The organism is Methylobacterium phyllosphaerae (assembly GCF_001936175.1).
Taxonomy (GTDB): Bacteria; Pseudomonadota; Alphaproteobacteria; order Rhizobiales; family Beijerinckiaceae; genus Methylobacterium; species Methylobacterium fujisawaense.
In genome coordinates this window covers 4,961,402-4,988,200 of record NZ_CP015367.1, presented here as the reverse complement: position 1 = coordinate 4,988,200, position 26,799 = coordinate 4,961,402, and the positions used below count along the sequence as shown (strand labels likewise).

Sequence of the window (26,799 nt, the reverse complement as noted above, 5' to 3'; positions counted from 1 at the left end):
GGTTCGGACGGTGCGCGGGAGCAGCATGGATTCGGGCGAGGCCCTTTCGGATCGACGTGTCGGGCCGGCCCTGCGGGCCGTGATCGCCGTGCTGGCGCTCTACGCCCTGCTGCTCCAGGCCTTCCTCGGCGGCCTGATGCCGTGGCCGGCGACGACCGACGGCCTCTGCGCGCAGCATTCCGACGCGGCGGCCATACCGGGAGCGCCCGTTCCCCACCGCCATGGCGATTGCTGCACGGCGGCCCAGGCCACCGGGCCGGCGCTTCCGCCGCGACCGGCCGTGACCGCCCTCCGGTGGGCCGCGGCCGCGGATCTTCATCCGGCCTGGCCCCTCACCGGCAGCATCGGTGCCCGCGCCCCGCCCGGGACAATTGCCTCCCCCCGGGGGCCGCCGACCGCCTGAGCGATCACCACCTCTCGGATCCCTCAGGACGGATAAATTCCCATGAAGACCCTTGTCTCGGCCGCCCTCGGCCTCGGGCTGCTCGCCTCCGCGGCGCAGGCTCACGCAGTGCTGGAACGCAAGCAGGCCGCCCCCGGCGCCGCGTATCGCGGCGTCGTCCAGATCATGCACGGCTGCAACGGCAAGCCGACCACCCGCGTGAGCGTCAGCATTCCGGAGGGCCTCGTCGGCGCCAAGCCGATGCCGAAGCCCGGCTGGACCCTCGCCACGACGCGCGGCCCCTACGCCAAGACCTACGCGACCCATCACGGCACGGCCTCTGAGGGCGTGACGGCGATCACCTGGAGCGGCGGCTCCCTGCCGGACGATCAGGTCGACGAGTTCACGTTCCTGGCGCAGGTGGCCGGCACGTTCGAGCCCGGCGCGACCGTCTACGTCCCGGTCCAGCAGGATTGCTCGGAGGGCGGCTATTCCTGGTCGGAGATCCCCAAGGCCGGCCAGGACGCCCATGACCTGAAGGCCGCGGCACCGTCCTTCCGGATCGTCCAGGTGGCTCAGGCCGGCGGCGCACCGGCCGCGGCGACGCCCGCCACCGGCTCGACCGTGAAGGCCGGGGACCTGACGATCGAGACGCCGTGGCTGCGCGCCACGCCGAACGGCGCCAAGGTCGCGGGCGGGTATGTGCGCATCACCAATACCGGGAGCACGCCCGACACGCTCACGGGTGCGACGGTGCCCTTTGCCAAGAGCAGCGACATCCACTCCATGTCGATGGAGGGCGGCGTCATGAAGATGGCACCGGTCTCGGACGGCCTGACGATCAAGCCCGGCGAGACCGTGGAGCTCAAGCCCGGCGGCTACCACCTGATGTTCGAGGGTCTCACCGGCGCGCCGAAGGCCGGCGAGACCGTCGCGGGGACGCTCACCTTCCAGCGGGCGGGCGCCGTGCCGGTGACCTTCACGGTGGCCCCGATCGGCGCGGGCGCGCCGGGCGGCCAGCATCAGCACCAGCACTAGCCGCCCGACAGGGAGCATCGGCCGCCGGGCGACCGACGTGAGAAGGGAGAACCCACGAGGCCGGGCCACCACGGCGCCCGGCCCGCGCGGCCGCGCGGATCGTCGGGACGTTCCCGCACGGTCGGTCCGTGCATGCGCTCGGGTCGTGGCGTTCCTCGCCCTCTATGCCCTGGCGCTGCAGGGCATCCTCGGCGGCATCGCCTCGGCCAATGCGGGACCGGACCATATCCTGTGCCTCGCCGATGGCGGCCAGGCAGATCGGGCACCGGCCGGCAAGCAGCTGCCGGCTCATCACCACGGGGATTGCTGCGTCGCCTGTCACGCGGGGGGGCCAGCGACCCTCCCCGCGCCCTCGACCGTGACGGCCGTCCCCTTCGCCCGTCCGGTCGCGGCCGCCGGCCCGCGGCCGCAGCGCGTCGCTTTCCCGCGGGCGCCGCCACGTCCCGGTCTCGGAGCCCGCGCCCCACCCGTCGTCTGACCGATCGCCGCCCGCCCCCGATCATCAGACACGGATTCTGCCCCATGCCCCGCCTGTCCCGGGCCGGCCGATGCGCCGCGCTCCTGCTCTCCGCCTGCGCGACGCCGGCCGCAGCGCAACCTCAGTCATCGGCCGCCTCGGTCACCCTGTCCGAACTCAGCGTCGTCGGCGCCGCCGCGACGGACGCGCCGTCGGGCGAGACCCGCGGCTCGCTCTCGGTGCCGAGCGTCGACCGCCAGCGGGCCGCCCTCGCGGGAACCGTCGGGTCCGTAGCCTTCGTCGACGCCGCGACGCTCCAGGACCGCTACGCCAACACGCTTCGCGACGTGCTCAAGGACGTGCCGGGCGTCTACGTGCAGGAGCGCTACGGGCAGGAGCTGCGCCTGTCGGTCCGCGGCTCCGGCATCGCCCGCGCCTTTCACCTGCGCGGCATCGAGCTGCTGCAGGACGGGATCCCGCTCAACCTCGCGGACGGGAGCGGCGACTTCTATCAGGTCGATCCGCTCGCCCTGCGCTCGGTGGAGGTCTACAAGGGTGGCAACGCCCTCACCTTCGGGGCAACGACACTGGGCGGCGCCGTCAACGTCGTGACGCCCACGGCCTACACGGCGCTGGCGCCCAACATCCTGCGGGTCGATGGCGGCAGCTTCGGCACGATCCGCGAACAGGCCCAGATGTCCCGCATCGACGGGCCGCTCGACGTGCTGGTCAACGCGACGCTGACCAATTCCGACGGGTTCCGTGCCCACGAGGCGCAGGCCACAAAGAACTTCAACGTCAATATCGGCTACCGGATCGCCCCCGACATCGAGACCCGCTTCTATCTCGGCACCTATCTCACCGACCAGAAGCTCCCGGGCACCCTGACCCTCGGCCAGAGCCTCACGACGCCGACGCTGGCCAATCCCGCCGCCATCACGGGCAACCAGTCCCGCAAAGTCGAGACGAAGCGCATCGCGAACCGCACCTCGTTCCTCCTCGACGTGGGCAAGCTCGACGTCGACACCTGGGCGATCCACAAGAGCCTGTACCATCCGATCTTCCAGGCGATCGACCAGGATGGCTGGACCTACGGGATCAGCCCGCACTGGGCCGGGACCTTCGATCTCGGCGGCTTCCGCGACGACGTCGTCCTCGGGCTGCGCGCCTTCGCGGGCCAGAACTCCGCGCTGCAATTCGTCAATGTCCGCGGACAGCGGGGGGCGCAGACGCTGAATTCCCTCCAAAGCGCGTCGAGCGTCGAGGCCTATGGCGAGAACCGCTTCTGGTTCCTGCCGGACGTGGCGCTGATGACCGGCGCGAAGGCGTTCTCGTCGAACCGGACCTTCAGCGACAAGGGCGGCCTGCCGGGCAACCCGAGGCCGCGCTTCGCCGATGTGACCTACGAGGGGCTCAACCCGAAGGTCGGCCTGCTGTGGCAGCCGCGGCCCGACATCCAGGTCTTCGGCGACGTCGTCCGGTCCCGGGACGTGCCGGATTTCTCCGATCTCGTTCAGCAGAACCTCCTGAGCACCACCTTCGTACCCCTGCGGGCGCAGCGCGCCTGGACCTACGAGGCCGGCGCCCGCGGGCGCTTCGGCCGCCTCGCCTTCGACGTGACGCTCTATCGGTCGGACCTGCGCGACGAGCTGATCAACTTCGCGACCAATCCCGGCCTCAACATTCCGGCCGCCACCTTCAACACGCCCCGCTCCGTCCACCAGGGCGTCGAGGCGGCCGTCACCCTGGACCTCGTCCGCGATCTCGCCGGGACCGGCGACGGGGTCAGCCTGACCCAGATCTGGACCCACAACGACTTCCGGTTCGTCGGCGACCCGGTCTTCGGCAACAACCGCATCGCCGGGATCCCGGCGGACGTGCTGCGGACGGTCCTGAGCTACCGGCACCCGAGCGGCTTCCACGTCGCGCCGTCGCTCGACTGGGTCCCGCAGGGCGCCTTCGCGGATCACGCCAACACCCTGCGGGTGCCGGGCTACGCCCTGCTCGGCGTCGAGGCCGGCATCGATTTCGCCGACGGCGTCGCCCTGTTCGTGGATGCCCGCAATCTCACGAATGCCCGCTACGTCTCGGACATCGCCGTGGTCGCCAACGCCGCCGCGACGGCCGGCGGAGCGGGCGCGCTGGCGGCGTTCTATCCCGGCAGCGGCCGCAGCGTCTTCGGAGGGATCCGGGCCGCGTTCTGAGGCGTTCTCCGCCGCCGGACCCGAACCCCTTCTCCAGGCACCGGACGGCGGGTTAAGGTTAAAAAAACATGAACCCTGCTGTTCGGGCCAATCGGCGCTAGGATTGCGGTGTCGTCCGAAAGCCAAGGACGGAGCGTCCCGGATCGGAACGAGCCGGGCCGTCGGACGGCACAGGAGAGGCAGATGAACGGCTTCGATGTCACGTTTCGGGACGATCAGGACTGGATCGATTTCGGCAGGTCCTACGTCAACTCGGACGCCTTCAAGGCGCTGTTCCGCGACGGAATGACCCTGGTCGAGGAGACCGCCGCCTATCTCGACGGCGAAGGCCGCGACGAGTCGCGTCTGGTCTCCCGCGACGCGACCCTCAGCTACGCGGCCGAGAGCATGCGCCTGACCACGCTGCTGATGCAGATCGCCTCGTGGCTCTTGGTGCAGCGCGCGGTCGCTGAAGGCGAGATGACCCCGGCGGAGGCCCTTCAGGAGAAGCACCGCGTCAAGCTCGGCACGGCGGAGCCGCCGAAGCAGCAGGATTTCAACCTGCTGCCGATGCGCCTCCAGCAGCTGATCGTGCGCGCCCGGCGCCTGCACAGCCGCATCCTGCACCTCGACGCGCTGATCGCCGAGGACCGGCCGACCCCGGTCCCCGTCGAGAGCCCGGTGGCCCAGCAGCAGGGCCTGCTGCGGATGGCGTTCCGGATGGCCGAGGGCTGATCGCCTGAAGCCTCAGCCCGCGAATCGGAAGGTGTTCCGGCCCTGCGCCTTCGCACGGTACAGGGCGCGGTCCGCGCTGTTGTAGAGGCTCAGCGGATCGTGGCCGTCGGCGGGCGCCAGGGCGATCCCGACGCTGAGGCTCACTGAGAGGGTATGCCCCTCGAGCTCGATCGGCTGCTCCACGGTGCCGATCAGGCGCTCGGCGAGGGCGGAAGCGCTCTCGGGCTGCTCGGCCTGGGTCTGGATGATCACGAACTCGTCGCCCCCGATCCGCGCCAGCATGTCTTCCGTGCGGATGACGGCCTGAAGTCGGGCTGCGACGATCCGGAGCAGCGCGTCGCCGACCGAGTGGCCGTGGGTGTCGTTCACGGCCTTGAAGCGGTCGATGTCCAGGCAGAACAGCGCGAAGGTGGCGCCGTGCCGGCGGACACGGGCAATCTCCGCGTCCAGACGGTCATGGAACAGCGTTCGATTGGCGAGCCCGGTCAGGGGATCGTGGCACGCCATGTGGGCGATCTTCGCCTCGGCCTCCTTACGGGCGGTGATGTCCAGGCTGAGACCGACGACCGCGGTGACGGCACCGGCCGCGTCGGTCTCCACCTGCCCGAGGCCGGTGATCCAGCGCACCCGGCCATCCGGCAGAAGAACGCGGAAGTCCGTGACGACTTTCGTTCGCCCGGCAATGGCCGCCCCGAGATCCCGCAAGGTCCGCTCGGCATCGTCGGGATGGATACGCGGTCGCCAGTCGCGCTCGACGTCGATCTCGATGGGCTGGTCGCCGAAGCCGTGGTGACGCGCCATCTGCTCCGAGAGCTGGGCGCGCCCCGTCCGGACACAGTAGCGCCAGGTTCCGGCATCGGCGGCCTGCAGGGCGAGATCGAGAAGCAGCGTCTTCTCGGCGAGCTGCTCGTTGGCCATGCGCAGGCTGGTCTCACGCTGGAGCTCGACCATGAGCTGCCGCGTGGATTGCGCCAACGCCGCGTTGGCGTCCGAGGCCCGCCGCATCCTCTCGATGAGGATCAGGTTGATGCCCACGACGATCCCGAACAGGATCAGGGCGATGGCGGCCGACGATGCGCCCGTGGCTGGAAGGTTCGACGGCAGCACGGCGTACCACACGGCCACGCCCGATAGGATCGTGCAGACGAGTGCCGGACCGAGACCGCAGAAATAGGCGGTGAGGATGACCGCGGGATAGAAGGTGATGAACGGAAGGCCGGGCGGAAGCGCCGCACGCGCAGCCAGCGCGCAGAGCACCGCGGCAATCGCGATGGCGTAGCCGTAACGTGCCGCCCGCGGCTCGCGGCGCTCGATCGAGAGAGTCCGGTCGACGTTTGCGCGGTCGACATGCTCTATCGACGGAGCCCCACTCATCGTTGCAACCGTTCCCTGACGCAGAAACCCCGCCCGCGACGGCAGCCGCGCTGCCTCTGGTCAGATCGCGCTCGATCTCCCTATGTTTTTCTCCGCAAAAAATCAATAATTCTTAAGTCTAAGTCCAAAAACAACTTGCGCGAGAAGTCTCCACTCCGAACTGAAGACCATCCGCCGGACAGGACCATGCGCCCCGCTGTGCGAGGACGTGCGCTGGGCAGCGCGCACGAAAACGGGCGGCCCCGAAACGAGACCGCCCGCCTGATTGCGCGATTCGCGTGAGCGAGGTGTTCGGGACTCAGCGCTTGCCGAGATTGCCGAAGCGCGAGTTGAAGCGCGACACCCGGCCGCCGCGATCGAGCATCTTCTGCTCACCGCCGGTCCAGGCCGGATGGGTCAGCGGATCGATGTCGAGATTGAGGGTGTCGCCCTCCTTCCCGTAGGTCGAACGGGTCTGGTACTCGGTACCGTCCGTCATCACGACCTTGATGAAGTGGTAATCGGGGTGCTCGGTCCCCTTGGCCTTTGCGGCCGCGTCCTTCGCCATGACCTTGGTCCCTGTCTGGCACGCCGGCGGGAAGCGCAGGAGGCGCCGCCCGGCCCGGAATGCGGAAGATATCACCGGTTGCACCGAACCATGGGTTCGTGGCAACGGCACGTCCAAGCCGACCGTGGTGGCGGCCCGCGGCCATTGAACACACGCAATCGGATGAGCGGCGGCCTATACCGCAGCCGCTCCCCGGTCACAAGCGCCGCGGACCGGGACAAAGAAAACACGTGAGGCGTGATGGCCCGTAAGACCAAGGCGGCCGCGGATGGCCGACCCAAAGCCCCGCTGAGCGCCCTCCGGCCGCTCATCCCCTTCGCCCTGCGCTACCGCGTGCGGATCGCCGCGGGCCTGATCGCCCTCGTCTGCGCCTCCGCCTCGACGCTGGTCGTGCCGATCGCCATGCGTCGGGTCATCGACCACGGGTTCACCGCCGACGGTTCGGGGGTGATCGACGCCTATTTCCTGGCTCTGCTCGGCGTCGTCGCGGCCTTCGCGCTGTCGAGCGCGGCCCGCGTCTACACGGTGGTGTCCCTGGGCGAGCGAGTGGTCGCGGATCTCCGCAGCGCGGTCTTCGCCCGGCTGACCCTGCTCGACCCCGCCTTCTTCGACCGGTCGCAATCCGGCGAGATCGTCTCCCGGCTCACCGCGGACGCGACGCAGATCAAGTCGGCCTTCGGGGTCTCGGTCTCGATCCTGCTGCGCAACCTGTTCCTGTTCGTGGGCGCCACGGCCATGATGGTCGTGACGAGCCCGCGCCTGTCCGTGATGGTGCTGGCCGCAATCCCCATCATCGTCTTCCCGCTGATCGTCTCGGGCCGCGGCGTGCGGCGGCGATCCCGTGCGGCCCAGGACCGCCTCGCCGATGCCTCCGCGTACGCGGCCGAGGCCGTCGGGGCGGTGCGCACCATGCAGGCCTTCGGCCGCTCGGCCGCGACGGCGGCCCGGTTCGCCGCAGCCTCCGAGGAGGCCTACCTGGCCGCCCGCGCCTCGATCCGCGCCCGGGCCCTGCTCACGGGGGTCGCGATCTTCCTGATCTCGGCCTCGGTTGTCGGGGTGATGTGGTACGGCGCCCAGGGCGTCCTCAATCACACGATGACGGGCGGCGAACTCTCGCAATTCGTGCTCTACGCCGTGTTCGGCGCGGGCGCCCTCGGCCAGCTCTCCGAGGTCTACGGCGACCTCGCCATGTCGGCCGGGGCGGCCGAGCGGCTCACCGAGATCCTCGCTGCCGAACCCGCAATTCGCGCGCCGTCGCCCGTCATGCCGCTTCCCGAGCCCGCGCGGGGCTCGGTGTCGTTCGAGGAAGTGCGCTTCGCCTATCCGACCCGACCGGAACATGCCGCCCTGGGCGGGTTGAGCTTCACGGCCGCACCCGGCGAGCGCATCGCCATCGTGGGCCCGTCCGGCGCCGGCAAATCGACGGTGTTCCAGCTGCTGCTGCGCTTCTACGATCCGCAGAGCGGCCGGATCCTGGTGGATGGCACGGACATCGCCCGGGTCGACCCCGAGCGCCTGCGTTCCCGCATCGCCCTGGTCCCGCAGGACCCGGTGGTGTTCTCCGGGACCGTCACCGAGAATATCCGTTACGGCCGACCGGAGGCCGGCGAGGCGGAGGTCCGGCGCGCGGCCGAACTCGCCAACGCGCACGGTTTCGTCACGGCACTGCCGCAGGGCTACGCCACCCAGGTCGGCGAGCGCGGCGTGACCCTCTCCGGCGGTCAGAGGCAGCGCATCGCCATCGCGCGGGCAATCCTCAAGGACGCGCCGATCCTCCTCCTCGACGAGGCGACATCGGCGCTGGATGCCGAGTCCGAACGCGCGGTCCAGGCCGCCCTCGCCACGCTGATGCAGGGCCGCACCACGCTGGTGATCGCCCACCGACTCGCGACGATCCGCGCCGCGGACCGCATCCTGGTCCTCGACGACGGCCGAATCGTCGAGACCGGAACCCATGAGAGCCTTCTGGCGCAGGGTGCGCTCTACGCCCAGCTCGCGAACCTGCAATTCACCGATGCGCTGGACGAAACGGCACGGGGCAAGGAGCCCCGCAGCCGCGGCGAGCGCCTGCCGGTCGCGGACTAGCCGGAGCGGGTCTGGACATCGCCGCGACGGCCGGCGCCGCTCACTGGGCGGAGGCCTGCGCGACGCGGCGATGACGATGCCCAGCCCCGCCCTGCGCCCGCTCCGCCGCGGCCTGGATCAGGCCGACCTGCGCGACGATCGTATCCGTCGCCCGTGCCATCTGACCGGCCAGATCTTTGACGTCCGCGGCGGCGACCGCGAAGCCCTTCCCCTCCCCGCCGTCACGGACCGCCTCGATTGCGGCCCGGAGTGCCATGAGGCTCGTCTGACCGGCGATGCTCGCGAGGAGGCCGGTCGCCTGGTCGGCCACAGCCTCACCCGCGTCCGACGCGCCGGCAACCCTCGCGCTCGCCTGCATTTGCATCAGCCCGTCCTCGAAGACCCGCACGGCCGCCGCGATCGCGCCGGCCTCGTCATGCGGCTCCTGGTCACCCAGACACTCCATCGTATCGCGGCCCACCGGAGGGCGTCGAGCGGCGTGCCCGTCCGTGGCCGGACCGGGCAGATCGCTGACGTCGCGCCGAGCGGCGTTCGGGAACAGGTTGAGCTTCGACATCGATGACACTCCCCGGATCGCCGGCACCCTGGAGCATCAAAGATAACGAGAGGTTAAATCGATGGGCCGTCAAGACGGCCGCGAATGAACCGCAAATACAGGAGGCAAAACACGCCCCGATGATAACATGTAAAAATCATACAGATTGAATTGACCACAAATTTTGCGTCTTTATAGACTTCTTCGACAGGGAAGACTGAACGATCCCGACGTCGCCGGGGGAGCCGGCTCAGATCCTGAGGCCGGATGCGCCTGAGGCCACCGGGTGGGCCGCGCAGCCCTACCGCTCGGTGAGCTTCATCTCGATCCGGCGATTGCGGGCGTAGGCCTCCTCGGTCGCCCCGGCCTCGAGAGGCTGGAATTCGCCGAAGGCACCCGCCAGGAGATGCTGCGGCGGGATCCCCTTGCCGGCGAGGTACTGGACCACCGCGATGGCGCGCGCCGCCGAGAGCGACCAGTTCGACGGGAATTGCGACGTGCTGATCGGGCGCGCATCGGTGTGTCCATCCACCCGCAGGACCCAGGGCAGATCCGCCGGGATCTGCCTGGCGAGATCCGAGATGGCCCCGGCGATGCGGTCGAGCTCCGGCCCGGCCTCAGGCTTGAGGGTCGCGGAGCCGCCCGGAAACAGCACCTCGGATTGCAGCACGAACCGGTCGCCGACCACGCGGATGTCGGGCCGGTTACCGAGGATCTGGCGCAGGCGGCCGAAGAAGTCGGACCGGTAGCGGGCCAGTTCCTGAACTTTCTGTGCGAGGGCGACGTTCAGCCGGCTGCCGAGTTCGGCGATCCGCGCCTGGGATTCCCGGTCGCGGCTCTCGGAGGCCGAGAGGGCGTCCTCCAGGGCGGCGAGCTGCCGGCGCATGGCGCTGATCTGCTCGTTCAGCAGGTCGATCTGAGACAGCGCCCGCTTGGTCGCCCCGCGTTCGGCCTCCAGCTGCTTGTCGAGCGTACCCGCGGCGCCCTGGCTGACGGTCGCGGCCTCGGCCTGCACCTTGGCCCGGTCGCGCTCGGCCTCGACGCCGGCGAGGGTCGTGCGGAGGTTCCGCGCCTCCTCCTCCTGATTCCGGCGGTTCGTCCGCTCCAAGGCGAGCAGATCGGTGAGGTCGGAGATCTGGCGGTTGAGCTTGGCGAGCGTCTCGTCCCGGCCGGTCAGCTCCTGCGACAGGAAGAACTGCCCCACCACGAACACCGTGAGCAGGAAGACCACCGAGAGGAGCAGCGTCGCCAGCGCGTCGACGTAGCCGGGCCAGACATTGAGCGTGCGCCGGGTCCGCGTCGCCGTGGAGGCCACTAGACGCGCTCCCGGCCCAGCCGGTCGAGCACCTGCTTCAGCTCGCGCTCGCGGCTGGCCTGCGCCTCCACCCAGTCGCGGATCATCTGCTGCTCGGCGCGCATGTGCTGGACGAGACCTTGGATGCCCTCGGCGAGATTGGTCATCGCCTGCGTCGCTGCGCGGCTCCCGCCGCCCTCGGCCACCAGAGCCGTCAGGCGGTCGACGGCGTCCTTCAATTCCTGCGTGCCCGCGGCAGGCCGCACCGCCGCGACGGTCGCCACGGCCTCGGGCGCGGTCGCGCCGGACATCAGCCAGTCCTGCAATTCGTTGTGGAACCGGGCATGGGCCTGCCCCGCCTGCAGTTCCAGGAAGCCGGTGATCAGAGACGAGGCCAAGCCGAACAGCGAGGCCGAGAAGGCCAGGCCGATGCCTGAGAGCGGCACCGCAAGACCGGATTTCAGTTCGTCGAACATCACGCCGGCATCGCCGCCACCGCGCATACCCTTGATGACGCCGCCCACCGCCGACAGCGTATCGATGAGTCCCCAGAAGGTCCCGAGCAGGCCGAGCAGGATCAGGATGCCGGCGATGTAGCGCAGGATGTCGCGGCCCTCGTCGAGGCGCACCGCGATCGTGTCCAGATAGCCGGTGGTGCCCGGCAGGGTGGCGCCTCCAGCCCGCGCGGCGATCATCGGCGCCATCGGCGCCAGCAGGGCCGGCGGCCGTTTCACCGGCCCGCCGTTGGCGACGGCGTTGACGTAGGCGGTCTCGCGGAACAGCCGCACAACCTGACCGAAGGCGATCAGGACCGCGATCAGCAACACCCCGAGGATGAGACCGTTGAGTCCGGGATTGGCCAGGAAGGCCGGGGTGATCTGCCTGAACAGGATGAAGGCCAGGAAGCCCACCAGGATCAAGAAGATGACCATGCGCCCGAGATAGATCCCGGGTTGTGCCAGCGGCCCCTTGTTAACGTCGCCGGTTTCTCGGGCGGCCATCCGTCGCTCTAACCTGATCTCATTACGCGGCAGCCGGATGCCGGCGCCGATCGCGGGCACTGTGGGGGTAGGCCCGCACGCGATCAAGTCTCGCGAAGGTCAGCGGGAAGCTATGCCCACCCCCTTCGGGACCGGCGACGCACAAAAGGCTTAAGACCGCCGCTTCGTCCTAAGCCGAACCGGCATCTGCGGCACCAGACGGGACGCTAATCCCAGAATTGCGGCCAGCTCTCCTCCAGATTCGGCCCGAGGCGGAGGGCTGCGACCCGCGTGGCGAGGCCGCGCGCATCCGTCTCCACCGCGATGCCGCTCAGGGTGCCCTCACCGACCGCCACCTCCCATCGGGAGCCCGGCGTCTTCTGGATCATGCGCCGGATCGGCTCGTCCTTCTGCATGCCGATCACCGAATCGTAATCGCCGCACATGCCGGCATCCGACATGTAGGCCGTGCCACCCGGCAGGATCCGGTGGTCCGCGGTGGGCGTGTGCGTGTGCGTCCCGACGACGAGGCTCGCCCGCCCGTCGAGGTAGTGACCGAAGGCCTGCTTCTCGCTCGTCGCCTCGGCGTGGACGTCGACGATCACGGCGTCGGCCGCCGCGCCGAGGGGGCAGGCGGTGATTTCCCGCTCCACGGCCGTGAACGGATCGTCCATCGGGTCGAGGAAGACGCGGCCCATCACATTGACGACGAGGACGCGGGCGCCTCCCTGCGTCTCCACGACGGTCGCGCCGCGGCCCGGCGTACCCGGGGGATAGTTCGCCGGCCGCACCAGGCGTGGCTGGCGGGCGATGAAGACCATCGCCTCGCGCTGGTCGAAACTGTGATTGCCCAGCGTCACCGCATCGGCACCGGCCTGGATCAGTTCGTCGCAGATTGCCTCGGAGATGCCGAAGCCGCCGGCCGCGTTCTCGCCGTTCACCACCACGCAGTCGAGGCGCCACCGCTCACGCAGACGCGGCAGGCGCTCGCACACGACGGTGCGGCCCGAGCGCCCGACGACGTCGCCGAGAAAGAGCAGGCGCATGGGTCAGGCGGTCCTGTCGCAGCGGATCACGCCGGACTCGGTGATCACGAACTGGAGGGGTCGGTCGTGCGGCTCGGCCGGCACCCGCTCCACTTCCTGGGCGGCGAAGCCGATGCCGACGGTCAGGACCGGACGGGTCCGGGAGAGGCGCGCGATCGCGCCGTCGTAGTAGCCGCGGCCGTATCCGATACGCTGACCGGTCCGGTCGAAGGCGGCGAGCGGGACGATCAGCGCGTCGGGCTCCACCGGCGGAAGCGAAGGATCGGGCTCGCTGAGACCGAATCGGCCGGCGATCAAGTCGTCGCCGACGCGCCATTCGCGGAACACCAGGCCGTCCGGCGTGACGTGCGGCAGGGCAACGGCCTGGGCGCGGGCGCGCAGGCCCTCGACGGCGGGGCGGGGATCGACTTCGCTGCGGATCGGCCAGAAGGCACCCACCAGACGGGCCTGGGCAAGCTCGGGCAGCGCGAGCAGCGCGCGTCCGATCGCCGCCGAGGCGGCCTGCCGAGCCGCGGGATCGAGGGCGTCGCGGGCTGCGAGCGCCGCGCGGCGGAGTTCCGCCTTTCGGGCGACGTCCGGAGCTTCGGCGCTGGCCTGGGGAGGGGTCGGGTGCGGAGCCACGTGAGCCGTTGGAGGATCGATCCCGGGAAACCTACAGCGTAGGTGGGCGCCGTGTTGGCCAAGTCCAGGGACGAGGCCAGGGACAGCTCCCGAGGGAGTCGATAAGGCCCCGGGGATAGTGCTCCTGACGAACTCTGCAGCCCCGCTGTCATCATGTAGCGGTCCTGACCCGATCCCGCCAGGGCCGGGCGTACCAAAAACCGCAGGTCGTCGCTTCAGGCCGTCGCTTCAGGCCGGCGCCGCTCCGCCATCTTTCGCGCTGGCCGCTCGGGCCCGGGCTACGGCGAGAATCTCGATGCGGCCCTCCTCGTCGGCGACCGACTGCCACAGGCGGATCAGCTCGATGAGATCGGCCCGTGGGCGCGATGCCGGAGTCCCGAAGAAGGCCGCGACCGGCACCCCGGTCACGGCCGCGATCTGACGCAGATGGGCACTGACATCGCGCCGCCCACCGGCCCGGTCCTCGAAGCTGGCTGTCTGCATAAGAGCGCACCCAAAATTGGATCGCAGGCCGCGAAGTTAGACAATGCTACGACGCCATGTGATCAATACAATTTATCCGATGGGATAATAGAGCACGCCAAAGAGGTTATCCACGCCGATGGCGCTCCGTATCGGTGAAAGCCGCATCACGGGGGCCGCCGTCTTTGCGTGGCTGGCGAGCCGGCTAGGTCGGCCTGCCGACAGACCTCCGCGATGCGGCGACGTGTGCGAGCCGCGCGCCACCGACATGCTGTAGCAACAATCGGAACGACGCAGTCATCCGGGACCGCGCCGCGTGCCGATTGTTTACCATGCCCCCAGTCATCCGCGCGATTGAGGCGCTGATCGGGGTCCCGATACATTGTCCGCAGACTGCGCGACTCTTGCAGTAGAGAAGGCGCCCGCGAGGGACCGACCAGGATTGAGACGACGGTGACCGATCGTGGCACAGATCGACCATAACATCGCTGTCGCGACGTGGCTCGCCCCCGTGCAGCCGGCTCATCCCGAGCGTCCGGGCCCGAACCGTCCGGACACGACGGCCGAGCTGGGCGACCTGTGGCGGATCCTGTGGCGGCGCAAGTGGCTGGTCTTCGGAACGGCGCTGCTGCTCGGACTCACCGTGCTGGCCTATGCCCTGATCACGCCGTCGCTCTACACGGCCACGGGACAGATCCTGATCGATCCCCGGGACCGTCAGGTCGTCACCAACGACGTCAATCCCGCCGCATTGTCGCCGGATGGTGGCATCGCGCAGGTCGAGAGCCAGGTGAAGGTGATCGAGTCGGACGCCGTCCTGGGGCGGGCGGTCGATCAGGCCGGCCTCGAGCGGGTGCCGGGCTTCGGCGTTCCGCAGGAGAGCGGCATCGCCCGTGCGTTGGCGTCCCTTCGCGAGATGCTGACCGGGCCGAGACCGGAACGCCGCGTCGATGCGCGCGGCCGCGCCCTCGACCAGCTGCGACGCCGGCTCGCGGTCAAGCGCGCCGACAAGGTGTTCGTGATCGATCTGGTCGTCACTACGACCGATCCCGATCTCTCGGCGCGGATCGTCAATGCCATCGCGGGCGCCTACCTGACGGACCAGACCGAGGCCCGCTCGGACGCCGCCAAGCGCGCCGCGGGCGATCTGCGCGGGCGCCTCGACGAGCTGCGGAACGCCGTGAACACCGCCGACAAGAAACTGGAGGATTACAAGGCGCGCAACGGCCTCATCGCCTCCAGCGGCCGGCTGGTGAACGAGCAGCAACTCACCGACCTGAATGCACGGCTTGTCGCGGCACGGGCTCGGACCGCCGAGGCCAAGGCGCGCCTTCAGGGGATCCGCGACGCGCGCGGGCAGGCGATCGGGTCCGGAGCGATGCCGGAAGCCGTCCAGTCCTCAGTGATCGACCGGCTCCGCGGCCAGTACGCGGAACTCGCGGCCAAGGAGGCGGACCTGCGCACCAATCTCGGCGAGCGCCACCCGTTCATCGCCGCCGTGCGCACGCAGATGCAGGACGTCCGCCGGCTGATCGACGCCGAGCTGAACCGGATCGCGGGCGCCGCCGAGACCGAGTCCCAGCGGGCCCAAGCCAACGAACGGACCCTCGCGGCGGAGCTGGAGCGCCTGCAGCGGCAATCGGCGGTCAACGCCCAGTCGTCGGTGCAGCAGCGCGAGCTGGAGCGGGAGGTCGACGCGGCGCGCTCGGTCTACAACGCCTTCCTGGTCCGCGCCCGGGAGATCAAGGAGCAGACCAGCATCGACAGCTCGAACGCGCGGATCATCACCGCGGCGCGGCCGCCGCAGGATCCGAGCTGGCCACCGCGCCTGATCCTGGTCGCCGCCGCCCTCGCCGGCGGCCTCGGCCTCGGCGCCGGTCTCGCGCTGACGCGGGAATACCTCGCGCCGACCGTGCTCTCGTCCCGGCAGTTGGAGCGCCTGTCGAACGCCCCGGTCGTCGCGGTGCTGCCCGGCCTGCGGCCGGGCGGCGCGAGCGCGAGCGCGGCGAGCATGACGCTCGATCACCTCGCCGCGACCTCAAGCAGCCGCGGCCGCTCCCTGGCGCTGCTCGTGACTTCGGGCGAATCCGACGATGCGGAGCGCCGGGCCGTGATCGCGCTGCTCGCCGCCGTGGCGGTCGGGCGCGGCGACCGGGTTTTGCGGATCGATGCCGATCTGCGATCCGACGGCTCCGGCACTGGCGGCCTGCTCGACGTGCTGCGCGGCGAGCAGAGCCTCAACGCCGTGACGCAGACCGACCCGGCCTCCGGTGCCCGCCGGATCGGACTCGGCGATACGGTGAAGCCCCTGCGCGACGCCCTGACACCCGCCAACATCGAGCGCTTCATTGCAGGCGTGAAAGGACGCTTCGACCTCGTGATCGTGGATGGCGGCGTGCTGACCGAGAATCTGCGGCTCGGCCCTCTGGCCGCCGCCGCGGACCGGCTGCTGCTGGTCGCCTGCAACGGTGCGACGCGCCAGCGCGATCTGATCGACCTCGTCGACACGTCGGAGGCCCTCGGCCGACCGGTCTCCGGCTCCCTGCTCCTCACCCGGCGCACCGCGTGAGGACCCTCCGGCAGACCGCCGTCGCGCGCCGCCGCGCCGCGGTGGCGCGTCCGGGTCCGGTTCTGCGGGTCCTTCTGCGGGTGGAAGCGGCGGCGCTGTCGCTCTGGGCCCTCCTCCTCGTCGGGGTCTCCGGCGGCCTTCTGTGGGTGCTGGGGCTCAACTACGAGGGGATCACCGGCTCGGCCGCCTCCAAGATCCACCCGGCCACCTATCTGGCGGTGATCCTGATCGGCTGGACGCTGGTGCGGGCGGGCAATCCCGTGATCCCGGTGGCAGGCGCGCTGAACCGACGGCCGGCCAGCGTGCTCCTGGCCGCCTGCGGCGTGGCGCTCCTCGCGCTGATCGCGGCCCGGGGCGGCGCGGGCCTTGCCGGCTCGATCGATACCTTCGTGCTCGCCGGCCTCATCCCGATCCTGCTGATGGACCGCGACGCCGCCACGCTCGGCCGGCTGGAGACCGTCTTCCACGGGGTCATGCTCGCCAACGCCCTGCTCGGCCTGTTCGAACTGGCGAGCGGCCAGCGATTCTTCCCCTATCGGTTCGACGGCGTCGCGTTCGAATCCGACACCCGCTCGGCGGCGTTGCAGGGGCATCCGCTGGCCAACGCGACCTTGACGGCCTGCTACATCCTGGCGCTCGCCAAGGGTGGTGGCCGGCTGGCGCCGATGGCCCGCGCCGCGATGATCGGCCTCCAGCTGGTCGCCCTCGTCACGTTCGGCGGTCGCTCGGCCACCGTCACGACACTGGTTCTCGGGAGCGGCGTGGGCCTCGTGGCCCTGAACCGCACCCTGCGCACCGGCCGCGTTCCGCTGGCGGCGGCGGCCGGTGCCTGCTTCGCCCTCACCCTGCTGCCGGTTCTGGTCGCTATCCTGGCCGCTGCCGGCTTCTTCGACACCCTCCTGGACCGGTTCGTCTCGGACGGCGGCAGCGCCAAGGCCCGGGTCGACATGCTCTCGGTCTTCGACGCGATCCCGTTCCGGCAGCTTCTGCTCGGCCCCGACTTCCTGCAGGTGAACACCCTGCGCCGGATCTACGGGCTGGAATGGGGCATCGAGAATTCGATCATCTCGGCCGTGCTCTATCACGGCATCCTGGTGACGGCGGTGCTGGTGATCGCGGTGGGGCTCTACCTGGCGGAGGTCGCGCGGGACTGTCGGCGCGGGGTCTGGCTGCCGATCCTGGCCTTCGTGATCCTGGTCAACACCTTCGAGGGCCTGGCCGGCAAGACAACCCTGCTCGCCAAGTTCGCCCTGATGCTCATCGTGCTGTTCCCGCCCCTCCCCGCCCGGGGGCGCGCCTGATCGTGAGCGGAGGGCAGCCGGATCGGCGGCCGTATCAGGACCGGCTCCGGAGCCCGAGCGCTGCGACGAGGGCGGGATCGGCGACGTGCGCGTCGTCCATGAAGCCGAGGCCGTCGAAGAGATTCCAGAACGACCAGGCGAACCCATTCGTCTCGGCCGCCATCCGGACGTCGCGGATATAGGCGGCCCGGTCCGGAGCCCGGGACGCCGTGAACCGGGCATCGGTGCGCAGGGCCCCGAACTCGCCCATCAGAACGTGTCCCGGGGCGATGCCGTAGAGGTCCGCCCAAGTCGACACCGGCGCCATCGCGTCGGCGATATAGGCGGGGCCGGGCGCGGCCTCGAAATAGTCGCGCAGCTTCGCTTCAATCACCGCCAGATCGCGCGCCTTTTCGGCCTGCGTCACCGTGCGGTCCGCGTCCATGCGCGCCTCGATCGCCGCCAGCGTCTCCCGCAGCGTGCCGCGCGTCCCGGGCCAGGGAACCGCCGTGAGCCAGCGATAGAACGGCTCCTCGGTAAGCCACGTCGCCCCCTGATGGGAGAACAGGTACGGCTCGTAGAAGTGGAACGTGAAGAGCAGCGGCGAAAACCGCGCGAGGGTGCCCGGATCGAGCGCGGTCAGGCCGGCGACGAGACTGCCGCAGGATCCCGTCGCCACCAGGGTCAGCGCCGGTGCCGCCGCCCGGGCCGCCTCGAGGAGCCTGTCCTGGACTCGATTCCAGGCGAGCGCGCCGCAGGCCTGCGGCGGCTCGTTCACCGGTTCCAGGGCCACTTGGCCGGCATCCTTCCGGGCACACAGGCGCGCGAGGGCGCCGACGAGGTCGCGATAGGCGGAGAACAGCGGCGCCCGGTCCGAACCGTAGAACGCGTCGGGCGTGTAATGGTGAGTCGCGGCATTGGCCTGGACATTGACCACGACGCGCAGCCCGGCCGCCAGGATCGCATCGATGGCGGCAGAGAGCGCATCGAACAGTTCGGTGCGCCGGGTGCCCGTGAAGGCCACGAAGGGTCCGGGATCGAGGGGCAGTCGCACGAAGTCGAAGCCGAGATCGGCGAGCTGCCCCAGGTCGCGGGGCGTGGGTATCGGCCGGCCGGCCTGGAAGGGCGGCCAGGCATAGTCGGTCCGCGGAGGCGGGTATTCGGTGGTCAGCGAGAACCACGGCCACAGGGCGATGCCCCGACGCAACGCGATCGGCGCAGGCGTCGCTCGGACGGGTCGCGCCCCCGCCGCTGCGAGGGCACCGACGAGCAGCGAGCGCCGGCTTGGGCCTACCATTCCGGACCGGCTGCGGCGCCGACGAGAACGGCGCCGGGTTCGGCGGCCGAGACGTCCGGCGCCGGCGGGTAGCCGCCGACCCGGCGCAGCGTGTCCTCATAGGAGGCCAGCACGTCGTCCCAGCGGAACCGCTCGGCGCGCCGCCGTGCGGCCTTGCGGGCCGCCGCGACCGCGGCCTCGTCGGCGAGGACATGCGCGATCGCTGCGGCGCAGCTGTCCCGATCCGAGAAGTAGAACTGATCGTCGCCGGCCGTGCCCCGGTTGAACGGATTGTCGTGGGCGATCACGGCGTTGCCTGCCCACAGCGCCTCGACCAGCGACGGGTTGGTGCCGCCCACGGTGTGACCGTGGAGATAGGCCCGCGCATGAACCCGAAGGGCCTGAACCTGCTCGGGCTCATAGATGGCGCCGGGGAACAGCACCTCGGGCGAGGCGGCATCCTCCACGGCGCGATGGTACGGGTTGCCGACATTCAGCGTGCCGAGGACGACCAGCCGCATGCCCCGGGCGCGGCGTGAGAACGCCTCGACGAGCGTCAGGATGTTGTTGTCCGGCTCGATGCGAGCGATCGAAACGAGGTAGCGATCGGGCTCGAGCCCGAGGGGCGGCGGTCCGGTTTCGGCCGGAGGGTCGCCGCCATACGGAATGGTCGTGATGGCCGCGCGCGGCCGGCGTCGGGCGAGATGGTCGGCGATCCCGGGATGGTCGGCCACCAACCGCTGCGAGGACCACGCGGCGATCCACTCGCTGACATAGAAGAAGGCGCGGACGGGCAGCGACCATTTCGGACGGCGCCACTCGATGCCGTCCATGTTCGTCACGATCCGTCCGCCGCGCGCCCGCAGGTAGGGCAGGAACACCGCACCGTTGTACCCGAGCACCAGGCACACGCCGCCGCGTGTCGCCGCATCGTGCGTGCAGATGGCGTCGAAGGCGAGAGTCGCGGCAGGGCCGCTCAGGCCGGTCTCCACGGTGATCAGTTCGACGCCGTTCCAGAGGCGAGTCGAAATGCGCTCCCGCACCGTGTCGACGTCTCGCTGACAGTACACCCCGACCTGCCATCCGCGACCGGCCAAGAACAGCGCCAGACGTTCGGCAAAAGTCTCGAAGCCGCCATGCGCAGCCGGAATTCCGCGCGTGCCAAGAATAAGTAGTTTCGGTGCGCGGTCAGCCATGGACCTTCCTTCCCAATTAAGGGCCCCTATTGTAAAGCCCGAGGATACAGTCACGGCGCCCTGCTATTACAACCGCTAGTTGCTGTAAAAATTCAGAAATAGACTTATGGTTGATAGCCCAGGATTCAAGTCGGGTCGCGTCAGCGACGACGATCGCGCCCTCGCAGCCGCCATGCGCGCGGAGGGCGACGCCACGTCGCGTCTGCGGATCACCTGCGTCCATCAGGGCTTCGAGTTGTACGGCTCGGATCGCTGCTTCATCGAGACCGTCCGGACCATCCGGGCCGCCCATCCCACCGCGCGGATCGACGTGGTGCTCCCGCGGCGCGGGCCGATCGTCGCCGGGCTGGAGCCGTTCGCCAACGACATCGTCATCGCACCGCTCTGGATCCTGCGGCGCAAGAATCTGGCGCGCCTCGCAACTCTGGGTCTGTTGACGCTGCCCATCGCCATAATCCGTGCGTTGCGTCGCATCCGCGCGAGCGACCTCGTCTACATCAACACCACCGTGGTGGCCGACTATCTGTTGGCCGCCCGGCTCGCGCCCGGCCGGAGCATCGTGCACGTCCACGAGATCCCCGAAGGCGTTGTGCTGAAGGTCCTGCGTGGTCTGATCCGCTGGAGCGGCGCCAACGTGGTGTTCAACTCGCGGGCCACCGAGCGAACCTACGCCCTGCCCCACGGGACCACAGCCCGCGTCGTCTATAACGGCATCGCCGGTCCGGCGGAGCCGAACCGGCCTGCGTATGACGGGTCTCGGCCGCTTCGGGTGCTGATGCTCGGCCGGATCAGCCGGATCAAGGGACAGGACGTCCTCGTGGAGGCCCTCGCCTCGCTGCCCGAACCCGTGCGCCAGCGGATCCAGGTGCGCATCGTCGGCAGCGCCTTCGAGGATGACGCCCGCGAGCAGGCCCTGGTGAAGCGGATCGCCGAGGCGGGTCTCGCCGATCAGGTCACCCTCGCGCCGTTCGTCGCCGATCCCGCAGCGCTCTACCGCTGGGCCGACGTGGTCACGATGCCGTCGCAGCGACCGGAATCCCTCGGCCGCGTGGCGATCGAGGCGATGTCCTACGGCGTTCCGCCCCTCGTCACCGCCATCGGCGGCCTTCCGGAGGTGGTGGAGGCCGGGAAGACCGGCTGGATCGTTCCGTCGGGCGGCCCGGAGCCGATCGCCGCCGTGCTGGCGGATCTGGTCGCGGACCCGGCGCGCTGGCGCGATTTCGGCCGTGCGGCGCGGGCACGCTACGAGAGCCTGTTCTCCGAAGCCTCGGCGGCCGAGGGTATCGAGGCGATCGTCCGGACGACGCTGCGCCGCCCGCGGGCGACGGATGCCGCGCGCGCCGCGGACGTTCCGGCCCGCCCGGCAGCTTAGAGCCGGCGTCCTCGCATTCGCCTCGGTTCCGATCCGGCGACGGAGCCGGTCGCGGGACCGGGCTCGCCCTCAGCGATCGGGGCCGAGCGCCGCAGCCGCGCGGGGCGAACCGTACGGCAACTGACGGTCGTCCACCGCTTCGCGGATCCGCCCCGAGGCCTCGAAGGCCCGCTGGACACGCCGGGGATTCGGCGCGCAGTGCGGCAGTCACCCTGTGGACGATCGGCGGCGCAAGGATGCAATGCGACCGCGCCTGATCGATGAGCGTGCAGCGCGGACAACCCTGCCTGGGCAGGACGAGGAGCGACATGGCAGCCAAGCTCGCAGTTCAGGAGACTGCGGATGCCCTGGACTGGGACAGACGGATCTGGGCTTGCCCGGGCGCCAACATCTATTGCGGCAGTCCCTGGGGCGCCTACAAGGCGCGGCGCGGATTGGCGGTGCGGCGCGCGGTGGTGACCGGCGACGGTGCGGATCTCGCCTTCATCCAGTGGCAGACCCGTCGCAAGGGGCCGGCGCGGTTCATCCACGTCCAAGGCGGCCCCTTGCTGACCCAGGCTGGGACACACCGCGCGGAGGCGGTGTTCGCGGCGTTCATCGATCACCTCGCCCTCGGTCGGCTCGACATCCTCGCCATCGACTACGAGCAGTTCGAGACACGGGATGCGACGCTGGCTCTCCTGATGCACGGCTTCACCCCGGTGATCGGCGCGCACGATCACACTCTCGAACTCGACCTGACGCAGGATCTCGACGCCATCCAGGCCGGTATGGAGCAGCGCTGGCGCAAGGCCCTGCGCAAGGCGGAGCGCAACACCGAGGTCACGACTCATTTCCTGACAGACCGAGCCGAGCGCCTGTCGGCCTTCGACGATTTCACCGCGATGTTCGCGGCCCTGCGGGAGCGCAAGGGTTTCGCCACGACGCTGCAGCCGAAGGCCTACCGGGACATCGCGGCTGAGGACGAGCACCTGCTCTTCCTCGACGTCCGCGAGAAGGGAGAGCGCATCCTCGTGCGCATCGCGCATCTGTCGGACACGCGCTGCACGGATTTCTACACGGCCTCGAACGCGCGGGCCCGGGCGACGGGCGCCGCCACCCTCGCCGTCTGGCGCTTCGTGGAACGAGCGAAGGCGGAAGGCTGCCGCGTCTTCGATTTCGGCGGCATCGATCCGGCTGTGAACCGTCCCGTCTTCGACTTCAAGCGCGGCCTGTGCACCCACGTCGTCCAGCACAATCCGCTCTGGATCTACAGCAAGACGCCCGCGCTGCGGAAACTGGCGCCCGTCCTGCTCTCCCTCCGCTGAGCGCCGCCACGCCCTTCACAGGACGCCGACGGGCCGCGCCGGCCTCGGATGCCGGGCCAGTGTCCGAAAGGCCGAGACCGACCAGACCAGCGTGGCCACCTCGGAGGACAGCAGGCCGACGAGCGCCGTGGCGGGAGGCATCTTCAGCAGCAGCACCGGCACCATCACGGCCATGCCGAGGGCGGCGCTCGCCACCGCACCCGCCGTGATGGTCCGGAACGCCGCGGAGGCCTCCAGATAGGCCCGCGGGATCGCGTAGAGCAGCGACACGGTCACCACCGCCCAGACGCCGAGCCCGATCCAGCCCATCGGCTGGTCGGCGAACCGCCCCTTGAACAGGATGTCCTCGATCAGCGGCAGGGCGGCCGCCATCAGCGCACCATAGGCGAGACAGGCGCTGCCGAGCAGGATCCCGTTGCGGATGACGAGCCGGCGTGCGGCGTCGACCTGCCCGGCCGCGAGCAGCCGGCTGATCTCCGGCAGGATCATGTTCAGCAGCGCGCTCGCCGGGATGCGCAGCGGCGCATAGAGCACGATCGTGGCGGCGATCGGCGCGTAGGCGGCAGGCCCGGCCAGGAGCGCCAGCAGCAGGGTCAGCCCCTGGCCCTGCACGGTCAGGCTGGTGACGCCGGCCAGAGACCAAGCGAGGGTCCGCCAGATCGCCCGGTAGCGCGCCCGTGCCCGCGCGTGGAGGGAGAAGCGGATCCGCTCGCGGAGTGCCCCGTACGCCACGGCGATCGCGATCGCGTGGGCGAGTGCGATCGCCGCGAAGGCCCGATCCAGGAGCGCCGTGCCCTCGCCGTTCAGCCAGTGGGCGACCAGGAGACCGCCGCAGACCGCGTAGACCAGATCGCTCAGGCCGGCGATCCGGGGACGGCCGCGGGCGAGAAGCACGATCCGCAGATAGCTGCGGAAGGCGTAGAGGCCCACGAAGGCTCCCGCCGCGAGCGCGCCGAGGCCGATCACCGGGATCAGCACCAAGCCGACGCCGGTCGCCATGACGCCCGAGACGAGCACCGCCCCCGAGCCGAACATCACGTCGTAGCCGAGCGCCGCGGGCCGCCCCAGGCTCCGGGCGACGTGGATCGTCGCCGGGACCGCGACCAGGGCCCGGATATAGGTGATGCCGACCGCACCGACCGCGAAGACGATGGCGAACAAGCCGTAATCGTGCGCGCCGAGTTCGCGCACCAGCAGGATGTTCAGGAGGAAGTGGAACAGGCTCTGGATCAGTTCGCCTGACAGGATCACGGCGAACCGCCCGGAGAGGACGGCGCGCGTCGGTCCGGGCAGGCGGCGACGGCCGGGACCCGGGATCCGGAGCCAATCACCGGGACGCGGCATCGAATCGGGCATGTGGGTGTGGACAGTCTCCGTGTGGGCGCGCCGACGGTGTTCCGGCACCGTCATCGAGAGCCGGCCGGTGGCGCAGCATCCGCATTCCTCCGGCTCTATGCCTGCGTCGAAGGATCCGCGTCCGATCGGTCTCAGATGACGCCCTGGCACGCGGCGCGCAGTGCGGCAATGCAGCGCGTGAGATCGTCGTCGTTCGCCCAGACATGCGGGCTGATGCGCAGGGCGCCGGAGCGCTCGCTGACGAAGACCTTGTCCTGGTGCAGGCGCCCGACGAGATCGGTCGGCATCCCCGCAGGCGGCCGCAATCCCAGGATGTGCGGTGCCCGCAAGGCCGCCGGCATCGGCGTCAGGCCGAACGCGGCGACCCCGTCCGCCAAGCGGTCTGTCAGCCCGCGTAGGCGGGCGGCGATGGCCGGCACGCGCCATTCGGCGATAAGCTCCAACCCGGCTACGGCCATGGACAACGCCACCGGATCGTAGAGTTCGCCCCGGTCGTAGCGGCGTGCGCCGACGGCCGGCGGCCGGTTCCCGACATTCTCCTCGATGGCCGCCCCGTCCTGCCGGTGCGGCGCCGCGTACAGGAAGGCGAGGCCATAGGGACCGAGGGTCCATTTGTAGGTGGGGAAGGCCAGGAAATCGGGGCGCCACCGGGCGACGCTCACAGGAACGGCGCCCACGGCCTGCGTCGCGTCGATCACCAGGGCCGCGCCCGCCGCATGGACCAGGGGGGCGAGACGGTCGAGGTCGATCAGGCTGCCATCGGTCCAGTGCAGCGGGGTCAGGGTGGCGAGGGCGAGCGGCGCGGCGCCCGGCCGCGTGATCGCGGCCGCGACGGCTTCGGTCCAGTCCCCGTCCGAAGGGCGCGGGATCTCCTCAACCACGAGGCCCTGTCGCTCGGCCAGGCGGTCGAAGGCGAATCGCAGGGACGGAAACTCGTCGGCCACGCGCAGCAGGCGCCCGCCCGGTCTCAAAGTCAGGTTGTGCGCGGCCACCGCCATGGCATGGCTGACCGCGCCGACGATCGCGATATCGTCCGCGCCGGCCCCGATCAGCCGGGCGGCCGCTGCGCGCGCCCGCTCGGCCCAAGCCGGGACCACCGCGCGGGGATGGTCCCAGGGTCGGCTCTTGACCAGAATTCCCGCTTCGCCCGCCTCGCGCACGCCCCGCGGAAGCGGCGACCACGCCGCCGCGTCGAGATAGCAGATGTCGGCAGGCATCTCGAACAGGTGGCGCTGGCAGGGAAGCGCGACAGAGACGGATTCGGGAAACGCCATGATGCGCGGGAGCCTAGAGGATCTGACCTGTCGGGACCAAGGCCCGGGCTTGATCGCGCGGCGCCGATGCCGCAAGGCGACTCGTCCCAGCCCGCGAGGCCGCCTGTGCCGACCCGCCCGCCCCCGTCTGAGCCCGCAGCGCCATGGGCCGCCTGAGCCCCGACTGCTTCGACGCCGCACCCGCGCCGATGCGGGTCGCCGACGCGGTGGCGCTGATCCGGGCGCGGCTTCCGGTCCTGTCCGGAATCGAGACGGTTCCGCTCGCGGGTGCGGATGGCCGGGTCCTCGCGGAGAACCTGATCGCGCCGCTCGATCTGCCCCCCTTCGACAACGCCGCGGTGGACGGCTACGCCCTGCGGGCCGGCGATCTCGCGGTCGAGGGCGAAACGCGCCTGCCCATCGGCGGACGCGTGCCGGCCGGCCATCCGGCCGCCGATCCGGATCCGGGCGCGGTGGTTCGGATCTTCACCGGGGCGCCGATGCCTCCGGGGACCGACACCGTCGCCATGCAGGAGGACGTGCGGATCGAGGGCGGCACCGTTGTCCTGCCCGAGGGCCTGCTGCCGGGCTCCAACCGGCGGCGGGCCGGCGAGGACGTCGCCCGCGGCAGCATCGTGATCCGCGCCGGGACCCGCCTCGGGCCGCAGCACATCGCGCTCGCCGCCGCCTGCGGCATGCCCGCGCTGCCCCTGCGGAAGCCCCTGACGGTCGCGTTGTTCTCCACCGGTGACGAGCTGACGCCGCCCGGCCAGCCGCTGTCGCCGGCCGGCATTTTCGACGCCAACCGGCCGATGCTCGCCGCGCTCCTGAAACGGCTCGGCGCCAACCCGGTCGATCTCGGCATCCTGCGCGACGAGCCGGGGCCTCTGCGGGCGCGCATCGCGGGCGCCGCCGCGTCCCACGACCTGATCCTGACATCGGGGGGCGTCTCGGTCGGCGAGGAGGATCACGTCCGCGCCGCGGTCGAGGCTTCGGGCGCGCTGACCTTCTGGCGGCTGGCGATCAAGCCCGGTCGCCCGGTGGCACTCGGAACCGTGGCCGGCACGCCCTTCATCGGCCTGCCGGGCAATCCGGCCGCTGCCTACGTGACCGCCCTTGCGGTGCTGCGTCCCCTGGTCCTGCATCTCTCCGGGGCACACGACACGGCGCCCGAGATGGCGGTCCGCAGCGGCTTCGCCCGCGAGAAGCGTCCCGGGCGGCGCGAATATCTGCGCGTCTGCCTGCGCGCCGGCCCGGACGGACTGCCTGAGGCCGTGCAGGCGCCCGGCGGAGCTCTGTCGGGCCTTGCGGGAAGCGACGGGCTGGTCGAACTCGCCGAGGATCTGACCGCGATCCGCGTGGGCGACGCCCTGCCCTATCGGCCGCACGGGGCGTTCGGCGGAGACACCCGCTGAGCTGTTGTTCTGGTCCGCGAGGCTGTAGAGCCTCGG

23 protein-coding genes and 1 other RNA gene are annotated in these 26,799 nt (G+C 70.5%); 11 read left to right on the top strand and 13 right to left on the bottom strand.

Going from position 1 to position 26,799, the window contains the following annotated elements:
* Nucleotides 1-25: 25 nt before the first annotated feature.
* From MCBMB27_RS22795 to rcdA, 5 genes are all read left to right on the top strand, one after another.
* A complete protein-coding gene (locus tag MCBMB27_RS22795; RefSeq protein ID WP_075381343.1) occupies nucleotides 26-403 on the top strand; it encodes a hypothetical protein in 378 nt (125 codons plus the stop codon).
* A 42-nt stretch (nucleotides 404-445) separates the two neighbouring features.
* The gene (locus tag MCBMB27_RS22790) at nucleotides 446-1,420 is read left to right on the top strand and encodes a copper chaperone PCu(A)C domain-containing protein (RefSeq protein ID WP_075381342.1); all 975 of its coding nucleotides are present in this window, start codon (nucleotides 446-448) and stop codon (nucleotides 1,418-1,420) included.
* A gap of 145 nt (nucleotides 1,421-1,565) precedes the next feature.
* Nucleotides 1,566-1,898: a DUF2946 family protein gene (locus MCBMB27_RS22785; protein WP_075381341.1), complete on the top strand. Its 333-nt coding sequence runs from the start codon at nucleotides 1,566-1,568 to the stop codon at nucleotides 1,896-1,898.
* Between the two features lie 44 nt (nucleotides 1,899-1,942).
* Nucleotides 1,943-4,081 (top strand): TonB-dependent receptor family protein, encoded by a 2,139-nt coding sequence (locus tag MCBMB27_RS22780; RefSeq protein ID WP_075381340.1) that lies wholly within the window; start codon nucleotides 1,943-1,945, stop codon nucleotides 4,079-4,081.
* Between the two features lie 183 nt (nucleotides 4,082-4,264).
* Nucleotides 4,265-4,795 (top strand): protease adaptor protein RcdA, encoded by a 531-nt coding sequence (rcdA, locus tag MCBMB27_RS22775; protein ID WP_043353077.1) that lies wholly within the window; start codon nucleotides 4,265-4,267, stop codon nucleotides 4,793-4,795.
* 12 nt (nucleotides 4,796-4,807) lie between these two features.
* Here rcdA and MCBMB27_RS22770 read toward each other — a convergent pair whose 3' ends face one another.
* Together MCBMB27_RS22770 and rpmE are read right to left on the bottom strand one after the other, a co-directional pair.
* Nucleotides 4,808-6,169, bottom strand: coding sequence for a diguanylate cyclase domain-containing protein (locus MCBMB27_RS22770; RefSeq protein WP_075381339.1), 1,362 nt, complete (start codon nucleotides 6,167-6,169; stop codon nucleotides 4,808-4,810).
* Between the two features lie 298 nt (nucleotides 6,170-6,467).
* Nucleotides 6,468-6,716: a 50S ribosomal protein L31 gene (gene rpmE / locus MCBMB27_RS22765; RefSeq protein WP_012322259.1), complete on the bottom strand. Its 249-nt coding sequence runs from the start codon at nucleotides 6,714-6,716 to the stop codon at nucleotides 6,468-6,470.
* A gap of 240 nt (nucleotides 6,717-6,956) precedes the next feature.
* On the opposite strand from rpmE, the gene MCBMB27_RS22760 reads away from it, so the two are divergent.
* Nucleotides 6,957-8,801: an ABC transporter transmembrane domain-containing protein gene (locus tag MCBMB27_RS22760; RefSeq protein ID WP_075381338.1), complete on the top strand. Its 1,845-nt coding sequence runs from the start codon at nucleotides 6,957-6,959 to the stop codon at nucleotides 8,799-8,801.
* Nucleotides 8,802-8,841: 40 nt separating this feature from the next.
* Here MCBMB27_RS22760 and MCBMB27_RS22755 read toward each other — a convergent pair whose 3' ends face one another.
* From MCBMB27_RS22755 to MCBMB27_RS22725, 7 genes are all read right to left on the bottom strand, one after another.
* A complete protein-coding gene (locus MCBMB27_RS22755; RefSeq protein WP_236952790.1) occupies nucleotides 8,842-9,357 on the bottom strand; it encodes a methyl-accepting chemotaxis protein in 516 nt (171 codons plus the stop codon).
* Between the two features lie 280 nt (nucleotides 9,358-9,637).
* Nucleotides 9,638-10,651, bottom strand: coding sequence for a peptidoglycan -binding protein (locus tag MCBMB27_RS22750; RefSeq protein WP_075381337.1), 1,014 nt, complete (start codon nucleotides 10,649-10,651; stop codon nucleotides 9,638-9,640).
* Nucleotides 10,651-11,631: a MotA/TolQ/ExbB proton channel family protein gene (locus tag MCBMB27_RS22745; RefSeq protein WP_043382654.1), complete on the bottom strand. Its 981-nt coding sequence runs from the start codon at nucleotides 11,629-11,631 to the stop codon at nucleotides 10,651-10,653. The genes MCBMB27_RS22750 and MCBMB27_RS22745 overlap by 1 nt, the downstream gene beginning before the upstream one ends.
* Nucleotides 11,632-11,837: 206 nt before the next feature.
* Nucleotides 11,838-12,656: a TIGR00282 family metallophosphoesterase gene (locus MCBMB27_RS22740; protein ID WP_075381336.1), complete on the bottom strand. Its 819-nt coding sequence runs from the start codon at nucleotides 12,654-12,656 to the stop codon at nucleotides 11,838-11,840.
* Nucleotides 12,657-12,659: 3 nt separating this feature from the next.
* Nucleotides 12,660-13,277 carry a 5-formyltetrahydrofolate cyclo-ligase gene (locus MCBMB27_RS22735; RefSeq protein WP_043760307.1) on the bottom strand — a complete coding sequence of 206 codons (618 nt, stop codon included), beginning with the start codon at nucleotides 13,275-13,277 and terminating at the stop codon, nucleotides 12,660-12,662.
* A non-coding RNA gene (ssrS, locus tag MCBMB27_RS22730) (6S RNA) lies at nucleotides 13,267-13,423 on the bottom strand. Before ssrS ends, MCBMB27_RS22735 begins: the two co-directional genes overlap by 11 nt.
* Before the next feature lie 82 nt (nucleotides 13,424-13,505).
* Nucleotides 13,506-13,760 (bottom strand): hypothetical protein, encoded by a 255-nt coding sequence (locus MCBMB27_RS22725; RefSeq protein ID WP_075381335.1) that lies wholly within the window; start codon nucleotides 13,758-13,760, stop codon nucleotides 13,506-13,508.
* 442 nt (nucleotides 13,761-14,202) lie between these two features.
* On the opposite strand from MCBMB27_RS22725, the gene MCBMB27_RS22720 reads away from it, so the two are divergent.
* Nucleotides 14,203-16,308, top strand: coding sequence for a GumC family protein (locus MCBMB27_RS22720; RefSeq protein ID WP_075381334.1), 2,106 nt, complete (start codon nucleotides 14,203-14,205; stop codon nucleotides 16,306-16,308).
* Nucleotides 16,305-17,609 carry a VpsF family polysaccharide biosynthesis protein gene (locus MCBMB27_RS22715; RefSeq protein ID WP_075381333.1) on the top strand — a complete coding sequence of 435 codons (1,305 nt, stop codon included), beginning with the start codon at nucleotides 16,305-16,307 and terminating at the stop codon, nucleotides 17,607-17,609. Before MCBMB27_RS22720 ends, MCBMB27_RS22715 begins: the two co-directional genes overlap by 4 nt.
* 34 nt (nucleotides 17,610-17,643) lie before the next feature.
* Here the strand turns inward: MCBMB27_RS22715 and MCBMB27_RS22710 are convergent, their stop codons facing one another.
* Both MCBMB27_RS22710 and MCBMB27_RS22705 read right to left on the bottom strand, forming a co-directional pair.
* Nucleotides 17,644-18,885: a glycoside hydrolase family 5 protein gene (locus tag MCBMB27_RS22710; RefSeq protein ID WP_075381332.1), complete on the bottom strand. Its 1,242-nt coding sequence runs from the start codon at nucleotides 18,883-18,885 to the stop codon at nucleotides 17,644-17,646.
* Nucleotides 18,879-20,060 (bottom strand): DUF1972 domain-containing protein, encoded by a 1,182-nt coding sequence (locus tag MCBMB27_RS22705; protein WP_075381331.1) that lies wholly within the window; start codon nucleotides 20,058-20,060, stop codon nucleotides 18,879-18,881. Before MCBMB27_RS22705 ends, MCBMB27_RS22710 begins: the two co-directional genes overlap by 7 nt.
* A 106-nt stretch (nucleotides 20,061-20,166) precedes the next feature.
* On the opposite strand from MCBMB27_RS22705, the gene MCBMB27_RS22700 reads away from it, so the two are divergent.
* Both MCBMB27_RS22700 and MCBMB27_RS22695 read left to right on the top strand, forming a co-directional pair.
* Nucleotides 20,167-21,432, top strand: coding sequence for a glycosyltransferase family 4 protein (locus MCBMB27_RS22700; RefSeq protein WP_083683680.1), 1,266 nt, complete (start codon nucleotides 20,167-20,169; stop codon nucleotides 21,430-21,432).
* 308 nt (nucleotides 21,433-21,740) lie between these two features.
* Nucleotides 21,741-22,739, top strand: a complete 999-nt coding sequence (locus MCBMB27_RS22695) for a lipid II:glycine glycyltransferase FemX (RefSeq protein WP_043382631.1) — start codon at nucleotides 21,741-21,743, stop codon at nucleotides 22,737-22,739.
* A gap of 15 nt (nucleotides 22,740-22,754) precedes the next feature.
* Here the strand turns inward: MCBMB27_RS22695 and MCBMB27_RS22690 are convergent, their stop codons facing one another.
* On the bottom strand, nucleotides 22,755-24,095 hold the full coding sequence (locus MCBMB27_RS22690) for a hypothetical protein (RefSeq protein WP_236952789.1): 1,341 nt from the start codon (nucleotides 24,093-24,095) through the stop codon (nucleotides 22,755-22,757).
* Between the two features lie 131 nt (nucleotides 24,096-24,226).
* Nucleotides 24,227-25,369, bottom strand: a complete 1,143-nt coding sequence (locus MCBMB27_RS22685; protein ID WP_075381330.1) for an aminotransferase class V-fold PLP-dependent enzyme — start codon at nucleotides 25,367-25,369, stop codon at nucleotides 24,227-24,229.
* Between the two features lie 143 nt (nucleotides 25,370-25,512).
* Between MCBMB27_RS22685 and MCBMB27_RS22680 the strand changes: the two genes are divergently transcribed.
* Nucleotides 25,513-26,763, top strand: a complete 1,251-nt coding sequence (locus MCBMB27_RS22680; protein WP_075381329.1) for a molybdopterin molybdotransferase MoeA — start codon at nucleotides 25,513-25,515, stop codon at nucleotides 26,761-26,763.
* Nucleotides 26,764-26,799 lie beyond the last annotated feature (36 nt).

What these genes read in the sequence shown, in the direction of transcription:
- MCBMB27_RS22695 (WP_043382631.1), top strand. Translation starts at nt 21,741, where the DNA reads ATGGCAGCCAAGCTCGCAGTTCAGGAGACTGCGGATGCCCTGGACTGG.
- rcdA (WP_043353077.1), top strand. Translation starts at nt 4,265, where the DNA reads ATGAACGGCTTCGATGTCACGTTTCGGGACGATCAGGACTGGATCGAT.
- MCBMB27_RS22710 (WP_075381332.1), bottom strand. Translation starts at nt 18,885, where the DNA reads ATGGTAGGCCCAAGCCGGCGCTCGCTGCTCGTCGGTGCCCTCGCAGCG.
- MCBMB27_RS22790 (WP_075381342.1), top strand. Translation starts at nt 446, where the DNA reads ATGAAGACCCTTGTCTCGGCCGCCCTCGGCCTCGGGCTGCTCGCCTCC.
- MCBMB27_RS22780 (WP_075381340.1), top strand. Translation starts at nt 1,943, where the DNA reads ATGCCCCGCCTGTCCCGGGCCGGCCGATGCGCCGCGCTCCTGCTCTCC.
- MCBMB27_RS22755 (WP_236952790.1), bottom strand. Translation starts at nt 9,357, where the DNA reads ATGTCGAAGCTCAACCTGTTCCCGAACGCCGCTCGGCGCGACGTCAGC.
- MCBMB27_RS22680 (WP_075381329.1), top strand. Translation starts at nt 25,513, where the DNA reads ATGGGCCGCCTGAGCCCCGACTGCTTCGACGCCGCACCCGCGCCGATG.
- MCBMB27_RS22700 (WP_083683680.1), top strand. Translation starts at nt 20,167, where the DNA reads ATGGTTGATAGCCCAGGATTCAAGTCGGGTCGCGTCAGCGACGACGAT.
- MCBMB27_RS22725 (WP_075381335.1), bottom strand. Translation starts at nt 13,760, where the DNA reads ATGCAGACAGCCAGCTTCGAGGACCGGGCCGGTGGGCGGCGCGATGTC.
- MCBMB27_RS22760 (WP_075381338.1), top strand. Translation starts at nt 6,957, where the DNA reads ATGGCCCGTAAGACCAAGGCGGCCGCGGATGGCCGACCCAAAGCCCCG.
- MCBMB27_RS22795 (WP_075381343.1), top strand. Translation starts at nt 26, where the DNA reads ATGGATTCGGGCGAGGCCCTTTCGGATCGACGTGTCGGGCCGGCCCTG.
- MCBMB27_RS22705 (WP_075381331.1), bottom strand. Translation starts at nt 20,060, where the DNA reads ATGGCTGACCGCGCACCGAAACTACTTATTCTTGGCACGCGCGGAATT.
- rpmE (WP_012322259.1), bottom strand. Translation starts at nt 6,716, where the DNA reads ATGGCGAAGGACGCGGCCGCAAAGGCCAAGGGGACCGAGCACCCCGAT.
- MCBMB27_RS22740 (WP_075381336.1), bottom strand. Translation starts at nt 12,656, where the DNA reads ATGCGCCTGCTCTTTCTCGGCGACGTCGTCGGGCGCTCGGGCCGCACC.
- MCBMB27_RS22690 (WP_236952789.1), bottom strand. Translation starts at nt 24,095, where the DNA reads ATGCCCGATTCGATGCCGCGTCCCGGTGATTGGCTCCGGATCCCGGGT.
- MCBMB27_RS22685 (WP_075381330.1), bottom strand. Translation starts at nt 25,369, where the DNA reads ATGGCGTTTCCCGAATCCGTCTCTGTCGCGCTTCCCTGCCAGCGCCAC.
- MCBMB27_RS22770 (WP_075381339.1), bottom strand. Translation starts at nt 6,169, where the DNA reads ATGAGTGGGGCTCCGTCGATAGAGCATGTCGACCGCGCAAACGTCGAC.
- MCBMB27_RS22745 (WP_043382654.1), bottom strand. Translation starts at nt 11,631, where the DNA reads ATGGCCGCCCGAGAAACCGGCGACGTTAACAAGGGGCCGCTGGCACAA.